General features: G+C 71.3%; 20 protein-coding genes. 9 read left to right on the top strand and 11 right to left on the bottom strand.

The genetic code is table 11. The features are described 5' to 3' along the window. The first annotated feature begins 70 nt into the window (after positions 1–70). Positions 71–778, top strand: coding sequence for a hypothetical protein (locus ACFULQ_RS25775; protein ID WP_383547652.1), 708 nt, complete (start codon positions 71–73; stop codon positions 776–778). A 51-nt stretch (positions 779–829) separates the two neighbouring features. On the opposite strand, the gene ACFULQ_RS25770 is transcribed toward ACFULQ_RS25775, so the two are convergent. Beyond that, positions 830–1,795: a YgfZ/GcvT domain-containing protein gene (locus ACFULQ_RS25770; protein WP_383547649.1), complete on the bottom strand. Its 966-nt coding sequence runs from the start codon at positions 1,793–1,795 to the stop codon at positions 830–832. A 10-nt stretch (positions 1,796–1,805) separates the two neighbouring features. Further along, a complete protein-coding gene (locus tag ACFULQ_RS25765; RefSeq protein WP_383547646.1) occupies positions 1,806–2,243 on the bottom strand; it encodes a Fur family transcriptional regulator in 438 nt (145 codons plus the stop codon). A gap of 127 nt (positions 2,244–2,370) precedes the next feature. Between ACFULQ_RS25765 and ACFULQ_RS25760 the strand changes: the two genes are divergently transcribed. After that, positions 2,371–2,748: a beta/gamma crystallin domain-containing protein gene (locus ACFULQ_RS25760; protein ID WP_383547643.1), complete on the top strand. Its 378-nt coding sequence runs from the start codon at positions 2,371–2,373 to the stop codon at positions 2,746–2,748. 51 nt (positions 2,749–2,799) lie between these two features. On the opposite strand, the gene ACFULQ_RS25755 is transcribed toward ACFULQ_RS25760, so the two are convergent. From ACFULQ_RS25755 to ACFULQ_RS25730, 6 genes are all read right to left on the bottom strand, one after another. Beyond that, complete coding sequence (locus ACFULQ_RS25755) at positions 2,800–3,375, bottom strand: FABP family protein (RefSeq protein WP_356597646.1); 576 nt, start codon at positions 3,373–3,375, stop codon at positions 2,800–2,802. Between the two features lie 215 nt (positions 3,376–3,590). Then, positions 3,591–4,649, bottom strand: coding sequence for a hypothetical protein (locus ACFULQ_RS25750; RefSeq protein WP_383547640.1), 1,059 nt, complete (start codon positions 4,647–4,649; stop codon positions 3,591–3,593). Then, positions 4,646–5,494: a hypothetical protein gene (locus ACFULQ_RS25745; protein WP_383547637.1), complete on the bottom strand. Its 849-nt coding sequence runs from the start codon at positions 5,492–5,494 to the stop codon at positions 4,646–4,648. Before ACFULQ_RS25745 ends, ACFULQ_RS25750 begins: the two co-directional genes overlap by 4 nt. Further along, a complete protein-coding gene (locus ACFULQ_RS25740; RefSeq protein WP_383547634.1) occupies positions 5,491–6,213 on the bottom strand; it encodes a hypothetical protein in 723 nt (240 codons plus the stop codon). The genes ACFULQ_RS25745 and ACFULQ_RS25740 overlap by 4 nt, the downstream gene beginning before the upstream one ends. A 195-nt stretch (positions 6,214–6,408) precedes the next feature. Then, entirely contained in the window at positions 6,409–7,170 is a 762-nt protein-coding gene (locus tag ACFULQ_RS25735; protein ID WP_383547631.1) for a hypothetical protein, read from the bottom strand. Beyond that, entirely contained in the window at positions 7,167–7,862 is a 696-nt protein-coding gene (locus ACFULQ_RS25730) for a hypothetical protein (protein WP_383547628.1), read from the bottom strand. Before ACFULQ_RS25730 ends, ACFULQ_RS25735 begins: the two co-directional genes overlap by 4 nt. Before the next feature lie 141 nt (positions 7,863–8,003). On the opposite strand from ACFULQ_RS25730, the gene ACFULQ_RS25725 reads away from it, so the two are divergent. Next, positions 8,004–8,366 carry a DsrE family protein gene (locus ACFULQ_RS25725; RefSeq protein WP_020140198.1) on the top strand — a complete coding sequence of 121 codons (363 nt, stop codon included), beginning with the start codon at positions 8,004–8,006 and terminating at the stop codon, positions 8,364–8,366. Here ACFULQ_RS25725 and ACFULQ_RS25720 read toward each other — a convergent pair. Beyond that, complete coding sequence (locus tag ACFULQ_RS25720; RefSeq protein WP_383547625.1) at positions 8,360–8,848, bottom strand: hypothetical protein; 489 nt, start codon at positions 8,846–8,848, stop codon at positions 8,360–8,362. The two genes, ACFULQ_RS25725 and ACFULQ_RS25720, sit on opposite strands and share 7 nt — an antisense overlap. A 148-nt stretch (positions 8,849–8,996) precedes the next feature. Between ACFULQ_RS25720 and ACFULQ_RS25715 the strand changes: the two genes are divergently transcribed. The 6 genes from ACFULQ_RS25715 to ACFULQ_RS25690 all read left to right on the top strand — a co-directional run bounded on the left by ACFULQ_RS25715 (position 8,997) and on the right by ACFULQ_RS25690 (position 12,070). Next, the gene (locus tag ACFULQ_RS25715; protein WP_383547622.1) at positions 8,997–9,725 is read left to right on the top strand and encodes a DUF2993 domain-containing protein; all 729 of its coding nucleotides are present in this window, start codon (positions 8,997–8,999) and stop codon (positions 9,723–9,725) included. A gap of 176 nt (positions 9,726–9,901) precedes the next feature. Beyond that, entirely contained in the window at positions 9,902–10,006 is a 105-nt protein-coding gene (locus ACFULQ_RS25710) for a putative leader peptide (protein WP_383547619.1), read from the top strand. A gap of 110 nt (positions 10,007–10,116) precedes the next feature. Further along, positions 10,117–10,956 carry a sulfurtransferase gene (locus ACFULQ_RS25705; protein ID WP_383547615.1) on the top strand — a complete coding sequence of 280 codons (840 nt, stop codon included), beginning with the start codon at positions 10,117–10,119 and terminating at the stop codon, positions 10,954–10,956. A gap of 59 nt (positions 10,957–11,015) precedes the next feature. Next, complete coding sequence (locus ACFULQ_RS25700; protein WP_007382995.1) at positions 11,016–11,303, top strand: DUF1416 domain-containing protein; 288 nt, start codon at positions 11,016–11,018, stop codon at positions 11,301–11,303. A 73-nt stretch (positions 11,304–11,376) separates the two neighbouring features. Then, positions 11,377–11,637, top strand: a complete 261-nt coding sequence (locus ACFULQ_RS25695; protein ID WP_383547612.1) for a DUF3099 domain-containing protein — start codon at positions 11,377–11,379, stop codon at positions 11,635–11,637. A gap of 10 nt (positions 11,638–11,647) precedes the next feature. Beyond that, positions 11,648–12,070: a VOC family protein gene (locus ACFULQ_RS25690; protein WP_383547609.1), complete on the top strand. Its 423-nt coding sequence runs from the start codon at positions 11,648–11,650 to the stop codon at positions 12,068–12,070. Here the strand turns inward: ACFULQ_RS25690 and ACFULQ_RS25685 are convergent. After that, entirely contained in the window at positions 12,063–13,274 is a 1,212-nt protein-coding gene (locus ACFULQ_RS25685) for a hypothetical protein (protein ID WP_383547605.1), read from the bottom strand. The two genes, ACFULQ_RS25690 and ACFULQ_RS25685, sit on opposite strands and share 8 nt — an antisense overlap. Continuing rightward, the gene (locus ACFULQ_RS25680) at positions 13,271–13,531 is read right to left on the bottom strand and encodes a MoaD/ThiS family protein (protein WP_020140204.1); all 261 of its coding nucleotides are present in this window, start codon (positions 13,529–13,531) and stop codon (positions 13,271–13,273) included. Before ACFULQ_RS25680 ends, ACFULQ_RS25685 begins: the two co-directional genes overlap by 4 nt. Positions 13,532–13,551 lie beyond the last annotated feature (20 nt).

Here is a 13,551-nt window from a genome sequence, read left to right as displayed (position 1 = left end):
CCACCCTGGAGGTGGAGCGCGCCCCGCGCGGGGGGCGGGGCGCTCACGACGGGGAGAGCCAGGGCAGGGCATGAACACACGCATCACGACCGGGGAGTTTCGGGACCACGACGGGCAGCCGGAAACGTTGTCGGGCCCGCAGAGCATCCCGCGTGCCGTCCTGCTGACCGGTTTCCTGATCACCGCGCTGGGCGGGCTGACCGGGATGGCCGCGGTGGTCTCGGCGCTCACCGGCCTCGGCGGGGGCGCCGACGAACCGGCGACCGCACCGCCGACGCCGTCCGCGACCCGGACGGCATCCGTCCGGATCCAGTACCCGCAGCAGGCCGCCTCGGTCCGGCAGCACCAGAAGGTCTACGGCGTCGCCGTGATCCCGCCGCGCCACAGCCTCTGGCTGGTCGCCCACAAGAAGGGCGAGGCAAACCTGTATCTGCTGGGCCGGGCACACCTGACCGGGCAGGCGCCCGGCCCGGAGGCACAGGCGACCGGCGCAACCAGCCCGACCGACCCGACCAGCTGGGACGCCTGTCCGCAGATCGGCGACTTCCCGGCACAGCGGGGGGCGAGCTTCGAGATCAGCGCGGTGCTGGTCCCGGACACCACCTCCGACTACCTGCTCGGCGCCACCACCTACACCGGCGTCCAGCTGGTCCCGGCGAAGGCGGACGCGGCCGTGGCGGGCCTGGTCAGCACCCGGCTGCCACCGGGCACCGACCCGGCCCACCGGGCCTCGGTGTGGGTGACGCTGGACGCGGGCGGCGAGAACTGCTCGCAGTGACGTCGACCGATCCAGGCCGCCAGGCCCCCACAGCCCCACGCCTCTACGGCTCTACGGCTCTACGACGACTTCCTGAGCCGCGGCCGTGGTGTCCGCGACGAGTCGCGCGTCCGGCGGGACGTTCCGCTTGACCAGGGCGAGGGCGACCGGACCGAGCTCGTGGTGCCGTACGGACGTCGTCACGAAGCCGATCTTGCGGCCGTCGGGCCCCTCGTCCGCGAGCCGGAGGTCGGCGCCGGCGGGCGGCAGATGGACCTCGCTGCCGTCCAGGTGCAGGAAGACCAGGCGCCGCGGGGGCTTGCCGAGGTTCTGGACGCGGGCGACGGTCTCCTGGCCGCGGTAGCAGCCCTTCTGGAGGTGCACCGCCGTACCGATCCAGCCCAGCTCGTGCGGGATGGTGCGGTGGTCGGTCTCGAAGCCGAGCCGGGGGCGGTGGTGCTCGACGCGCAGCGCCTCGTAGGCCAGCAGCCCGGCCGCGGGTCCGGACTTCTCTGCGTACGACTCCAGTTCGGCACGCGGCAGGAAGAGATCGCGGCCGTACGGCGTCTCGCGTACGACGACTCCGTCCGGGACCTCGGCGATGGACCCGGCGGGCAGGTGGACGATCGCGAACTCGTCGGTGCGGTCGGCGACTTCGACCCGGTAGAAGAACTTCATCGACTCCAGGTAGGCGATCAACGCGCCCTGGGTGCCCGGTTCGACGTGGGCCCAGACGGTCGTGCCGTCGTCGACGAGGTACAGGGCGTGTTCGATGTGACCGTGCGCGGAGAGGATCAGCGCCTCGGTGGCCTGGCCGGTGGGCAGGTCGCTGACGTGCTGGGTGAGCAGCAGGTGCAGCCAGCTGAGGCGGTCGTCACCGGTGACGGAGACGACACCGCGGTGCGAGAGGTCGACGAAACCGGTGCCGTCGGCCAGGGCGCGCTGTTCGCGGAACAGATCGCCGTAGTGCGCGGCTACGCCTTCGTCCACGCCCTCGGCGGGGACGGCACCGGGCAGGGACAGCAGGGGGCTCTTCATATGCACAAGCCTACGACTCGGTAGTTGAAGCCTTGAGAGAACAGTCCTTGCAGCGGCCGAAGATCGCGAAGTGCTTCATGTCGGTCTCGAAGCCGAAGGTGTCGCGCAGCTTGGCCGTGAACTCGGCGGCCACCTGGATGTCGGCCTCGATGACGTTCTGGCAGTCGCGGCAGACCAGGTGGATGTGGTGGTGACGGTCGGCGAGGTGGTACGTCGGCGCTCCGTGCCCGAGGTGGGCATGGCTGACCAGGCCGAGCTCCTCCAGGAGCTCCAGGGTCCGGTAGACCGTGGAGATGTTGACCCCCGAGGCCGTTTTCTTCACTTCCGTGAGGATGTCGTCGGGGGTCGCGTGTTCCAGGGTGTCCACAGCTTCGAGGACAAGCTGGCGCTGCGGCGTCAGCCGGTAGCCGCGCTGCCTGAGGTCGCTCTTCCAGTCGGTGCTCACCACGGGCCCAAGTCTAGGACCGATGCCGTAAAGGGCGTCCACCGAAGGATTTTGCCTTCCCTTGGCAACCTGTGCGGTTCCCTGCCTCTCTCACTCGCCGGAAGATCCCCGAGAGAACCAGAGGTCCTCGATGAACCGCTCGATCGTCCGCCGGGCCCTGCGCTTAGCCGGTGTCACCGGTGCCGCGCTGACGGCCACCGTCGCCACCGCCCTCCCCGCCCACGCCATCAACCGGGTGGACTGCGCGGGCCGCAACGACTTCCTGTACTTCGAGGTCGACGGCGTCAACCCCTGCTTCGCCAACGCCGGCACCGTCGACGTCGCCATCTACGGCGTGGGCTGGACGAGCACCGGCAACAACGAGGTCAGCTTCAAGTACCGCACGGTCCTGGGCGGTCCCCTGTGGGACTCGGGACGGCTCGCGAAGTGGACGGCGTTCGACCTGGGCCTGGCGTCCGGCTCGCCCAGCGGCAAGGTCCACAAGATCGAGCAGATCACCATCTACTGATCCCGCGGACCGCCGACAACCGATCAGCCGGTCGCCGATCCGCCCGTCGGTCTACTTGAAGAAGGCGATGCCGTCGTCCGGCATGTCGTCGGGCAGGGCCTTGGCCCAGCGCTCGACCTCCTCCGGCGTGACGACCTTCTTCAGGTGGGCCGACATGTAGGGGCGAAGCTCGACCTCGGGGGTCTGCTTCTCGCCGACCCACATGAGGTCGCTCTTGACGTAGCCGTACAAACGCTTGCCACCGCTGTACGGCCCGGAGGCGGCCGTGCGCGCGACGGCGTCCGTCACCAGGTCGATCTGCGGCTTCTGGTCGGCCATCTCGCCGTACCAGATCTCGACCACGCCGTCGTCGCGGACCATCGTCACCTCGACCTTGCGGTCGCTGTCGATGCGCCAGAAGCCGTGCTCGGTCTCCAGCGGGCGGACCTTGTTGCCGTCGTTGTCGAGGACCCAGGTGTGGGACGTGTACTCCAGGAAGTCCCGGCCGTCGTGGCCGAAGGTCACCTCCTGGCCGAAGTTGCACTTCTCCGAGCCAGGGAAGTCGTGCACGCCCGCGCCGGCCCAGTTGCCGAGCAGGAAGGCGAGCGGGACGAGGTCCTTGTGGAGGTCGGACGGGATCTCGATCATGAGTGGCGGTTCCTAGACGGGGGTCAGCGCTGGCCCTGGTACAGCTTCTTCACGGTCAGGTAGGCGAAGGCGAGAACGCCGACGCAGACCAGGACCAGCAGGGCTTCGAAGAAGATCTCCACGGGGTGCTCCTCGGATGAGCGGGGTGCGGTGCATGTAAACAGGGCCGGGCCCCAGCTTACGCGGCCGGGGCCCGGGGGACCGTGCGGGCCTCCTCACCCCAGGAGCTGGCTCTGGAGGGTCACGGTCTGCTGGAAGGGAACCGGGTTCGCGGTGCCCTTGCGGTCCTGGATCACCAGGGCGAGGACGTCGCCGGCGGCCAGGTAGGCGTGCCGGGTCTGCGTGGCACCGTACGGCTTGGACTCGGTGTAGACGACGTGCATGACGTCCTCGATCCGGGCCTTGTCCGGGAAGTGGTCGTCGGGGACCGAGTCGGCCGCGCCGCGCAGCTGGTAGCCCGGGCCGCCGTACGGGGCGATCTGGCCGGTGAGCTCGTCGACGACGGCCGCGGTGTCGAACTGGAGCAGGTAGACGCGGGTGTGCGTGCCGTCGGGGGTGGTCCAGCCGCGCGCCGCGATGTGCCGCAGCTCGTACTCGGTGAACTTCTGCGCCAGCTCCTCGCGGTCGGCCTTCTCCCCGTACTCCGCGAGGAGGTCCTTCGTCGGGAGCCAGCCGTCGGTGCCGCGCAGCGCCGCGTCCGCCGTCGCTCCCTTCGGCGCGGGCAGCACCAGCTCGCGCAGGTCGGCGTAGTGGGTCCCGGTCTTGTTTCCCTCGGCGAGCGGCCCGGGGCTGCCCTTCGGCAACGGCGGCTTCGTGAGCGTGGGGTACACCCACCTCCCGTCCGACACGGTCCCGAGCCCGGGAACATCGGTCCGCTCCATCCCCGCGATCCCGTACGCGGTCCCGGCCCCCACAGCCGCGAAGACGACCAGCGCGGCGGTCCAGCGCAGGGTGGCGCGCAGGAGGCGGCGGGACTTGAGGGGGTGCGGTGCGGGGGGTGCGAACGGGGTGGGCTCCGGTGGGGCCGGGGTGGGCTCCGGTGAGGCCGAGGTGGGCTCCGGTGAGGTGGTGGGGGCGGTCGTGGATACGGCCGCGGGCTCGGACGCCGGGTCGGGGTCAGGAGCCGGCTCGGTCCCGGAGGGCGGAGCGGGAGTAGGTGCGGGTGTCGGTGCCGCTGCCCCTGCCCCTGCCGAGACAGGCTCTCCCGTGGCAGCGGACGCCGACGTGCCGGCCGTGCTCGCGCTGTGGTCGGTTCCTTCCACCTGGTGGGTCATACCGCCTCCCCCGGCTCCTCGATGCGGTCGAGCTGTTCGCGCAGGAACATGGCTATGCCTGTCTTCTGGAGGGGCTTCGCGCTGGTCGCGTTGAGGGTGACCAGGACGTTGCCCTGCGCGGCGACGCAGTACATGGACTGGAGGCCGTTCTTGCCGTCCTTCTTGTCCGACGGCGGCAGGTAGCAGGCCGCGTCCTTGTGGCCCTCGATCTTCGGGCCCTCGTCGAAGACCCCGAGGGCGTCGAGGAAGCTCCGCTGGGAGCGGGCGAGGCTGCGAACCGCCGTCGTGCTCGCCATCTGGGCCAGCTGGACGGTCACCACGGAGGCCTGGTCCGTGTAGACGGAGGACAGCTCCTCGGTGCTGATGTAACTGCGCATCGCGATCCCCGAGATGCGCTGCTTGTCGATCCGCTTCTCCAGCTCCCTGCGCTCACTGCGTGGCAACCCGCTGAGCGACTCCTTCGCCAGCGCCGTCGCCCGGGCCCCGCTGAGCTGCGCGTCGGATCCGAACTCCCCCATGTCCGGCCCCCTGCTCCACCCGTCGGCCCCGTACGGCACGAGCATCGCGCCCAGCCCCTTCAGGGACGCCGCCTTCGCCTGCCCGGCTCCGGCCTCGCCCCCCTTCGGGAACGTCCACACCGGCTTGCCCGCGTCGCGGTTCGCGCCGTTCACGGTGACGACCGTGTACCCGACCCCCGCCACGACGGCCCCGGCCGCCACGACCGACACGGCGATGGCGGCGATACGGCCACCCCGACCGGCCCGACCAGCACGGGCGGGCTGCTCCACGGCCCCCTCACTCACAGCGGCCTCGGCATCGACGGCGTTCTCGGCGTTCTCACTCACAGCCGCTCCATCTGCCGCTCGGCCAGGTCCATGATCGTCTTCTTGGGGACCGGCTTGGTGTCGTAGATCCAGACCATGACCGCGATGTCGCCCCGCCACGCGTACGCCTCGGCGTAGTACTGCGGCAGATACCCGGGCTTGGTCTCCGGCTTGTCGTGGACGTACACCATGCCGTTCTCCGAGCCGGGAATGCTCCAGCTCCGGGTGCGGGACTCGTCGGCCGCCCAGTACTGGTTGCCCGACGTGACCTCGGAGGCCCCGAGGACCTCCTGCTGCCGGTACTGGACCAGGCGCACCTCGAAGTCCGCCTGGCCCTTGGTCCACCCCGTGGACACCGCCCGGCGGAACTCGAAGCCGACGGCTTCACCGAAGGCCCCGCCCGGCTTGACGTAGGTGTTCGCGTACGCGGGCAGGCTCAGCCAGCCGTCGACCGAGGACAGCCAGGCCGCCGTCTTGGTCCCGGCCGGCTTCTTCACCAGCAGCTTGCGCAGGTCGCCGTCGGTCCTGACCCGACGGTCCTGCGCGGCGGACAGCGGCTCGGGGCCGTCCCCCTTCGCCTGCGCGAGCACCGGCTGCGAGAGCGAGGGCAGCGCCGTCGGGTCGCGGTCGGCCTGGATCAGATATCCGGTGCAGGTCCCGGCGACGACACCGAGCACGGCCGCGGCCGCGATCAACACAGCCGTACGGCCCCGGCGGCGCGGCGGCCGGGGCTCGGCCACCGGTGCCGGGACAACCGGTGCCGGGGCAACCGGCTCAACCGGCTCGAACCGCGCATCAGCCGTCTCTTCGGGCACTTCCAATGCGTCCCCCACAAAGCGTGAAGCGCGCATTCCGTATGCGCGCTTCACAGGAGACCCCTGGCCAATCCCCAGAGTTGTACAGGGGGTTGATCACGATCCGGACACATCCGCGGCTCAGGACAGCAGCTGGGTCTGGAGAGCCAGGGTCTGCGCGAAGGGCACGGTCTCCACGGACCCCTCGCGGGCCTGGAGCACCACCGCCAGCACGTCCCCGGCGGACAGATAGGCCTGGCGGACGTGCTCGGCGCCGTACGTCCGCCGCTCGTCGTACGCGGCGCGGCGGATCTCCGCGCTGCCGGACGCGTCGGGCAGGTCCGCGTCCTGGACGGACCGTTCCGCGCCGCGTACCCGGTGGCCCGGGGCGTCCCGGGGTGCCAGGTGCTGGTGGAACAGGTCGTCCACGACCGCCGCCGTCCCGAAGTGGAGGAGGTAGACACGGGTGTGCGTGCCGTCCTCCGTGGTCCAGCCGCGCGCGGCGATGTGCCGCAGCCCGGTGTCGACGAGCAACTGCCCGAGGGCGGCCCGGTCCGGCTCGGCGTACGCCGACAGGAAGGCGTCGGTCGCCAGCCACCCGTCGGAGCCGCGCAGCGCCCGGTCCTCCTCCGCCCCCTTCGGCGCGGGCAGGACCAGGGCCCGCAGATCCGCGTGGTGGACGCCCGGCTCGTCCTCGTCGGCGAACGGGGCGGGGCTGTCGGAGGGCAGCGGCGGACCGCTCAGGCGCGGGTACTCCCACACCCCCTCCGTCGCCGCCGCGAACCCCGGCACGTCCTCCCGGTCCAGGCGGGTGACGCCGTACGCGGAGGCGGTCCCCGCCACGGCGAAGACGGCCACCACCCCGATCCAGCGCAGGGCGGACACCGCCCGCGTCCCCCTCACAACCGCTCCATCTGTCGCTCGGCCAGATCCATGATCGTGCTCAAGGGGACCGGGTCGTCGCCGTAGACCCAGATGTGCAGGGAGAGGTCGCCGCGTGACGCGTGCGCCTCCGCGCTGACGCCGGGGAGGGCAGTGGTCTCGGCGGACGGATCCGGGTGGACGTACACCTTGCCCTCGCCGGTGCCGGGCAGCGGGCGAGTCCGCACGTCCGGATCCGTCTCGGCCCAGTACCGGCTGCGCGAACTGTCGTCGGCGGGGGCCGCCGGGGCCTCCCGCTGCTCGAACTGGGCCAGCAAGATCTCCACCTGGTGGCCGCCCGCGTCCCAGCCGGTGACCGCCGCCCGGAGGAACTCCTGCTCCTCGAGGTGCTCGTAGTAGCTGTCGGGTTCGTCCGACAGGTCGGCGTACTCGCCCCGGTCCATCCAGCCCTGGGGCGCCACCCAGTCCGGCGTGGTCGTCCCGCCCGGCTTCTCCAGCAGCAGCTCGCGCAGGTCGCCGTCGTTCCTGACCTTGCGGTCCTGCTCGGCGGTGAGCGGCTCCGGCTGGGGCCCGCGGGCCTGCGGGAGCGTCGGCTGGACGAGCAGGGGTAGCCTCGGCTCCCGGGCCGCCTGGACCAGGTATCCGGCACCCGCCCCGGCCACGACGCCGAGTACGGCCGCGGCGGCGATCAGCTTTCTCCTCGGGTACTTCAACGGCGTCTCCCACCAGGCATGAGGCACGCATTCCGCATGCGCGCCGCACAGGAGACGGCTGGTGGGCGCCCACAGTTGTGGCGCCGGCCGATCACGATCCGGACACGCGTGCCGTGCCCGGGCACGCATTACGCTGCCCGCATGGCGAAGAAGCTCGTGATCAAGGTGACCGCGGGGGCCGACGCGCCCGAGCGGTGCTCGCAGGCGTTCACCGTGGCGGCGGTGGCCGTGGCCAGCGGCGTGGACGTGTCGCTGTGGCTGACCGGGGAGTCGGCGTGGTTCGCGCTGCCGGGGCGGGCCGCCGAGTTCGAGCTGCCGCACGCGGCGCCGCTGCCCGAGCTGATCGAGGCGCTGCTCGCGGGCGGGCGCGTCACCCTGTGCACGCAGTGCGCGGCCCGGCGGGACATCACGGAGAAGGACGTCATCGAGGGCGTACGGATCGCGGGCGCCCAGGTGTTCGTGCAGGAGGCCCTCGCGGACGGGACGCAGGCGCTCGTCTACTGACCGCCGGGCGGCGGGGCCAGGATCAGCGGCCAGGACTCCCGGGACCGGAGCTCGGCCACGATCCGCTCGTCCGGCGCACCTGCCGGAGCCGTCAGCACGACCGTGACGGCGAGGGCCTGGTCGTACCGGCTCGGATCGACGCGCGTACTCGCCCGGAGCAGCCGGACCGTGTCCGGTGCGCCGGCCGGGGGTGCCGAGGAGCCGGCCGCGGGTGCCGGGGAGCCGGCCGCATGCGCCCCCAGTCGGTGCAGGACGGCCGCGTTGACCACGATCTCGACCGTCAGGACGTCTTCCCGCAACCGGCGTTCGGCCCAGCCGTCGGTCCGGACCAGCAGGAAGCTGTCCTCGCCCTCGTACGCGCAGGAGAAGAGCTCGGCGACGGCGCGTTCCTCCGGTGGGCCTGCTGGATCGACCACCACGGCGACCACCACCGCCTCCGGGGCGTCCGGGTCCAGTCCGTCCCGCAGCCAGACCTGTGCCATCGGTGAGCCCCCGTTTCGTCGCCGGTGCGAAGTATCGCCCTGTCACAGGTGATCGACAATCTCGCGGTCCCCTTACCCGGCGGGACTACTCTCGCGCTGGGCGGTCATCCGTCCATGGACACCACCGCCGCTCTGGGGGACCCACCGCATGCGCGCCCTGCGAATACTTCTGATCATCACCGTGATTCTCGGCGGGCTGTTCGTCGCCGCCGACCGTCTCGCGGTCCACTTCGCGGAGGGCGAGGTCGCCGACCGGCTGAAGACTCAGGAGGGGCTGACCACGACCCCGAGCGTGGACATCAAGGGGTTCCCGTTCCTGACCCAGGTGGCCGGCGGTGAGCTGGACGACGTCCAGGTCGGCATGAAGGACTACGCCGCGGACACCGGCACCAGCGGCGGCACCATCCGCATCGACGACCTGAACGCCGCCATGAAGGGCGTCGCGTTCTCCGGCGACTACAGCTCCGCCACCGCCTCCACGGCCTCCGGCACCGCGACCATCGCCTACGACCAGCTGCTGAAGGCGGCCAAGTCGCAGGAGACCCGGCTGCCGCTGGGCATCACCGCGCGGGTCGTCGGCCTCTCCGACGGAGGCGACGGGAAGATCAAGGTCGACATCGACATCAGCGCCCTGAAGGAGCCGGTCTCCGTGCTCAGCAGCGTCAGCGTCGTCGACGGGAACACCGTCCGGGTGCACGCCGACTCGATCCCCAGCTTCGGCAGCATCACCCTCGCGGACACCGACTTCCGTTCGATCGCCGACTTCGACCAGAAGATCGAGGGGCTGCCGGGCGGCATCGGGCTCGACAAGGTCGTACCGGGGAAGAACGGTGTGGAGATCGCCGTCAAGGGTTCGAACGTCAAGCTCGCCGGGTAGGACTCGCGTCGGACCGGACCCCGGCCGTCCGACAGGCGAGACGGTGACGTCCGTACCGTAGATGCGATGACGGCCGCATCCGCCCGGGAGCCGTACGGGCACGGCCCGGGCGCGTCACTGGTCCCACATTCCGGACGATCGCATCTCAGCATGCGACACACCGGTGACATGCCGGTATGTCCGTCCCTACGATCGACACCATGAAGCGACAGGCGGATCTCACGAAGCGGCGGGCAGTAGACCTGTGCCGCGTCGCCGCCATGCTCTGTCGCCCCTTCTGAGCGGACGGCATCGACCTCCGCATCCCCTTGCCCTGGCGCCCCCAGGGCATCCGTGCGCCTCGCGCACCCTTCCGCACGCCCCGCCGCAACTGCCCCGGAGGAGAAAGAGCATGAGCCGCAGCGACGTCCTGGTCGACGCCGACTGGGTCGAGGCCAACCTCGACGACCCGAACATCGCGATCGTGGAGGTGGACGAAGACACGTCCGCCTACGAGAAGAACCACATCCGCAACGCGATCCGCATCGACTGGACGAAGGACCTGCAGGACCCGGTCCGCCGTGACTTCATCGACCAGGAGGGCTTCGAGAAGCTCCTGTCGGCGAAGGGCATCGCCAACGACACCCTGGTGATCCTCTACGGCGGCAACAACAACTGGTTCGCGTCCTACGCCTACTGGTACTTCAAGCTGTACGGCCACGAGAACGTCAAGCTGCTCGACGGTGGCCGCAAGAAGTGGGAGCTGGACGCCCGCGAGCTGGTCGAGGACGTGCCCGAGCGTCCCACGACCGACTACAAGGCCAAGGCCCAGGACACCTCGATCCGTGCCTTCCGTGACGACGTGGTGGCGGCCATCGGTTCGCAGAACCTGGTCGACGTGCGCTCCCCCGACGAGTTCTCCGGGAAGCTCCTGGCCCCGGCCCACCTGCCGCAGGAGCAGTCGCAGCGTCCGGGTCACGTCCCGTCCGCGCGCAACATCCCGTGGTCGAAGAACGCCAACGACGACGGCACCTTCAAGTCGGACGAGGAGCTCAAGGAGCTCTACGCCGAGGAGCAGGTCGACCTCGCCAAGGACACCATCGCGTACTGCCGTATCGGTGAGCGCTCGGCCCTGACCTGGTTCGTGCTGCACGAGCTGCTCGGTGTCGAGAACGTCAAGAACTACGACGGCTCCTGGACCGAGTACGGCTCCCTGGTCGGTGTTCCGATCGAGCTCGGCGCCAACAAGTAAGCAGATCAGTCCCACCCGACCGGCCTTCCTTCCGGTCAGACCCCTTTTTGGAGAAAGACATGTGTGGAGCGAAGGCCGGCGGCCCGGACGCCTCGACGATCAAGCCCGGTGAGACCACGATCCAGGGACAGGTGACGCGTGACGGCGAGCCTGTGGTGGGCTACGTCCGCCTCCTGGACTCGACCGGCGAGTTCACGGCGGAGGTCCCGACCTCCGCGACGGGCCAGTTCCGCTTCTACGCGGCCGAGGGCACCTGGACCGTCCGCGCCCTGGTTCCGGGCGGCACCGCGGACCGTACGGTCGTCGCCCAGCAGGGCGGTCTCGCCGAGGTCGCGATCGCGGTCTGAGGCGCCTGAGCAGTGGAAGGGCCGTACCCCCCGGGGTGCGGCCCTTCGGCCTGTGCGGGCCTACGCTTGAGGCATGTTGGCGCGACGACGGCATGTCTATTTCGCCATGATGGGCACCTGCATCGGCCTGTTCGTCCTGGCCTGGGGAGTCGTGCGGCTCTGGTCGATCCCGGTGGCCGTGGGGATGTGCGTGGTGGCCATGGTGATCCCGCCGCTCGCAGCGATGGTCGCCAACCGGCGCGGCCCCGACGACCGCTGGTGGGACGACCCCTCCGGCGACCCGAAGTCCGACGAGTGGTGGGACGAGCTGGACGGGAAGAAGCGGCGCCAGTAGGAAGGCGTGCATGTCCTCTTCCGAGAGCAGCGGGCAGGCCCCCGCACCCTCCTCCGCGAGGCTGTCCACCGTCGTCCTCGACGCCCACGACGCCCATGAGCTCGCCGCCTTCTACCAGCGCCTGCTCGGCTACGTGGTGCGCGCCGAGGAACCGCACTGGGTGCTCATCGGCCCGCCGCCCGGCACCGCGGGCACGTCCCTCGCCTTCGAGACCGAACCCGAGTACGTCCCGCCGGTCTGGCCCACCCGGAAGCCCGGCGACCAGCAGATGATGCTGCACCTGGACATCGAGGTGGACGACCTGGAGGCCGAGGTCGCGCGGGCCGTGGCGGAGGGGGCGCGGCTCGCCGACCACCAGCCGCAGGACGACGTACGGGTCCTGTACGACCCGTCCGGGCACCCCTTCTGTCTCTGGACCGAGACGCCTAGCTGATCGCCCGGCCCAGGACGTACACCGCCGGAGCCGCCGCCGCCAGCGGCAGGGCCACGCCCGCGGTGAAGTGCACGAAGCGGGACGGGTAGTCGTAGCTCGCGACCCGGTGGCCGATCAGCGCGCACACCGCCGCGCCCGCGCCGAGCAGCGCGCCCTTCGCGCCGAGGCCCGTCATCCCGCCCACCGCGATGCCCGCGCCCGCCGCGGCGAGCAGCGCGACGACCACCGAGGCCGGGGTCGGCAGGGGCAGCGCGCGGGCCAGGACGGCCACGGCCACCGCGGCCGCGCCGACCGACACCGCGTCCGGGTCGGCCGCGAGATACCCGGTCGCCACGATCGCCAGCGCCGCCGAGGCGACGGTCGCCATCAGGCCGTACATCCGCTCGTCCGGGTCGGCGTGCGAGCGCAGCTGAAGCACCAGGCTGAGCAGGACCCACACGCCGAGGGTGCCGAGGATCGCGGCGGGGCCGTTGGACCGGCCCGCCACGAGCAGCACCGCGTCCGCGACCAGCGCGCCGAGGAAGGCCAGCGCGATGCCCTGGCGGGCGGGCCACATGCCGTTCAGCCGGAACCAGCCGGCCGCGGTGACCGCCTGGAGGAGGACGAGGGGTACGAGCAGGGCGTACGACCCGACGGCCGCCGTACCGGACAGCAGCAGGCCGAGCAGCGCGGTGAGCCCGGCCGGCTGGATGCCGGGCTCGATGATCGGGGACCGGCCTTCGAGCCGGGCACGCTGGGCGTCGGTGACCCGGGAGTTCCCGGCGAGGGTGGCGGGCCCGTAGCCGGCGGGGGCGGGCCCGGGTGCCTGCGGGGCCGCGCCGGGGTGCGGCTGGGCGACCTGGCCGTACGCCGAGGGGTCCGCGGCCGGTGCGGAGACGTACGGACCGGCGTGCGGAGGTGTCGGGGCGGGGCCGGGTGGGGTGGGCGCCGTGCCGTAGCCCTGGGGATCGCCCTCGTACCCCTGCTGCGGCAGGTACGCCGTCTCCGGGGCGGGCTGCTGGAGCGGGGTGTGGAGCTGGGTCTCCCAGGTCCGGCCCTGCCACTGCTGGGTGTGCTGCTGGGCGGACGCCGGGTCCTCGTAGCCCTGGTCGTAGCCCCGGTCGTAGCCCTGGTCCGCGTGGGCGGGCCAGCCCTGCTGCGGGTACTGGTCGTAGCCCTCGTACGGCTGGTTCGGCTGGTTCGGCTGGTTCGGCTGGTTTGTCATCGTGAGCCTCCTGCGAACGGCGGGAGCACCTCGACCGTGCCGCCGTCGGCCAGCCGTACCGTCTCATGTCCGCGGGTGCCCACGGGGTCACCGTCGACGAGGAACGAGCATCGCCGCAGGACGCGCACGAGTTCACCGGGGTGTCGCTCACGCGCCGCGTCCAGCGCCTCGGCGAGCGTGGCCGCGTCGAACGGCTCCTCGGCGATCCCGGCCGCGGCCTTCGCGGCGGCCCAGTAGCGCACCGTGACCTTTGGCATCCGCTTCCTCAATCGATCGG

It is taken from the genome of Streptomyces sp. NPDC057253 (genome assembly GCF_042669125.1).
GTDB lineage: Bacteria > Actinomycetota > Actinomycetes > Streptomycetales > Streptomycetaceae > Streptomyces.
Note: the sequence above shows the minus strand (reverse complement) of the source record. Positions and strands in the feature narration are given on the sequence as shown.

Bases quoted from the DNA above. Each gene is read 5' to 3' on its own strand.
- ACFULQ_RS25775 (WP_383547652.1), top strand. From the start codon at position 71: ATGAACACACGCATCACGACCGGGGAGTTTCGGGACCACGACGGGCAG.
- ACFULQ_RS25770 (WP_383547649.1), bottom strand. From the start codon at position 1,795: ATGAAGAGCCCCCTGCTGTCCCTGCCCGGTGCCGTCCCCGCCGAGGGC.
- ACFULQ_RS25760 (WP_383547643.1), top strand. From the start codon at position 2,371: ATGAACCGCTCGATCGTCCGCCGGGCCCTGCGCTTAGCCGGTGTCACC.
- ACFULQ_RS25755 (WP_356597646.1), bottom strand. From the start codon at position 3,375: ATGATCGAGATCCCGTCCGACCTCCACAAGGACCTCGTCCCGCTCGCC.
- ACFULQ_RS25750 (WP_383547640.1), bottom strand. From the start codon at position 4,649: ATGACCCACCAGGTGGAAGGAACCGACCACAGCGCGAGCACGGCCGGC.
- ACFULQ_RS25725 (WP_020140198.1), top strand. From the start codon at position 8,004: ATGGCGAAGAAGCTCGTGATCAAGGTGACCGCGGGGGCCGACGCGCCC.
- ACFULQ_RS25720 (WP_383547625.1), bottom strand. From the start codon at position 8,848: ATGGCACAGGTCTGGCTGCGGGACGGACTGGACCCGGACGCCCCGGAG.
- ACFULQ_RS25715 (WP_383547622.1), top strand. From the start codon at position 8,997: ATGCGCGCCCTGCGAATACTTCTGATCATCACCGTGATTCTCGGCGGG.
- ACFULQ_RS25710 (WP_383547619.1), top strand. From the start codon at position 9,902: ATGTCCGTCCCTACGATCGACACCATGAAGCGACAGGCGGATCTCACG.
- ACFULQ_RS25705 (WP_383547615.1), top strand. From the start codon at position 10,117: ATGAGCCGCAGCGACGTCCTGGTCGACGCCGACTGGGTCGAGGCCAAC.
- ACFULQ_RS25700 (WP_007382995.1), top strand. From the start codon at position 11,016: ATGTGTGGAGCGAAGGCCGGCGGCCCGGACGCCTCGACGATCAAGCCC.
- ACFULQ_RS25695 (WP_383547612.1), top strand. From the start codon at position 11,377: ATGTTGGCGCGACGACGGCATGTCTATTTCGCCATGATGGGCACCTGC.
- ACFULQ_RS25690 (WP_383547609.1), top strand. From the start codon at position 11,648: ATGTCCTCTTCCGAGAGCAGCGGGCAGGCCCCCGCACCCTCCTCCGCG.
- ACFULQ_RS25685 (WP_383547605.1), bottom strand. From the start codon at position 13,274: ATGACAAACCAGCCGAACCAGCCGAACCAGCCGAACCAGCCGTACGAG.
- ACFULQ_RS25680 (WP_020140204.1), bottom strand. From the start codon at position 13,531: ATGCCAAAGGTCACGGTGCGCTACTGGGCCGCCGCGAAGGCCGCGGCC.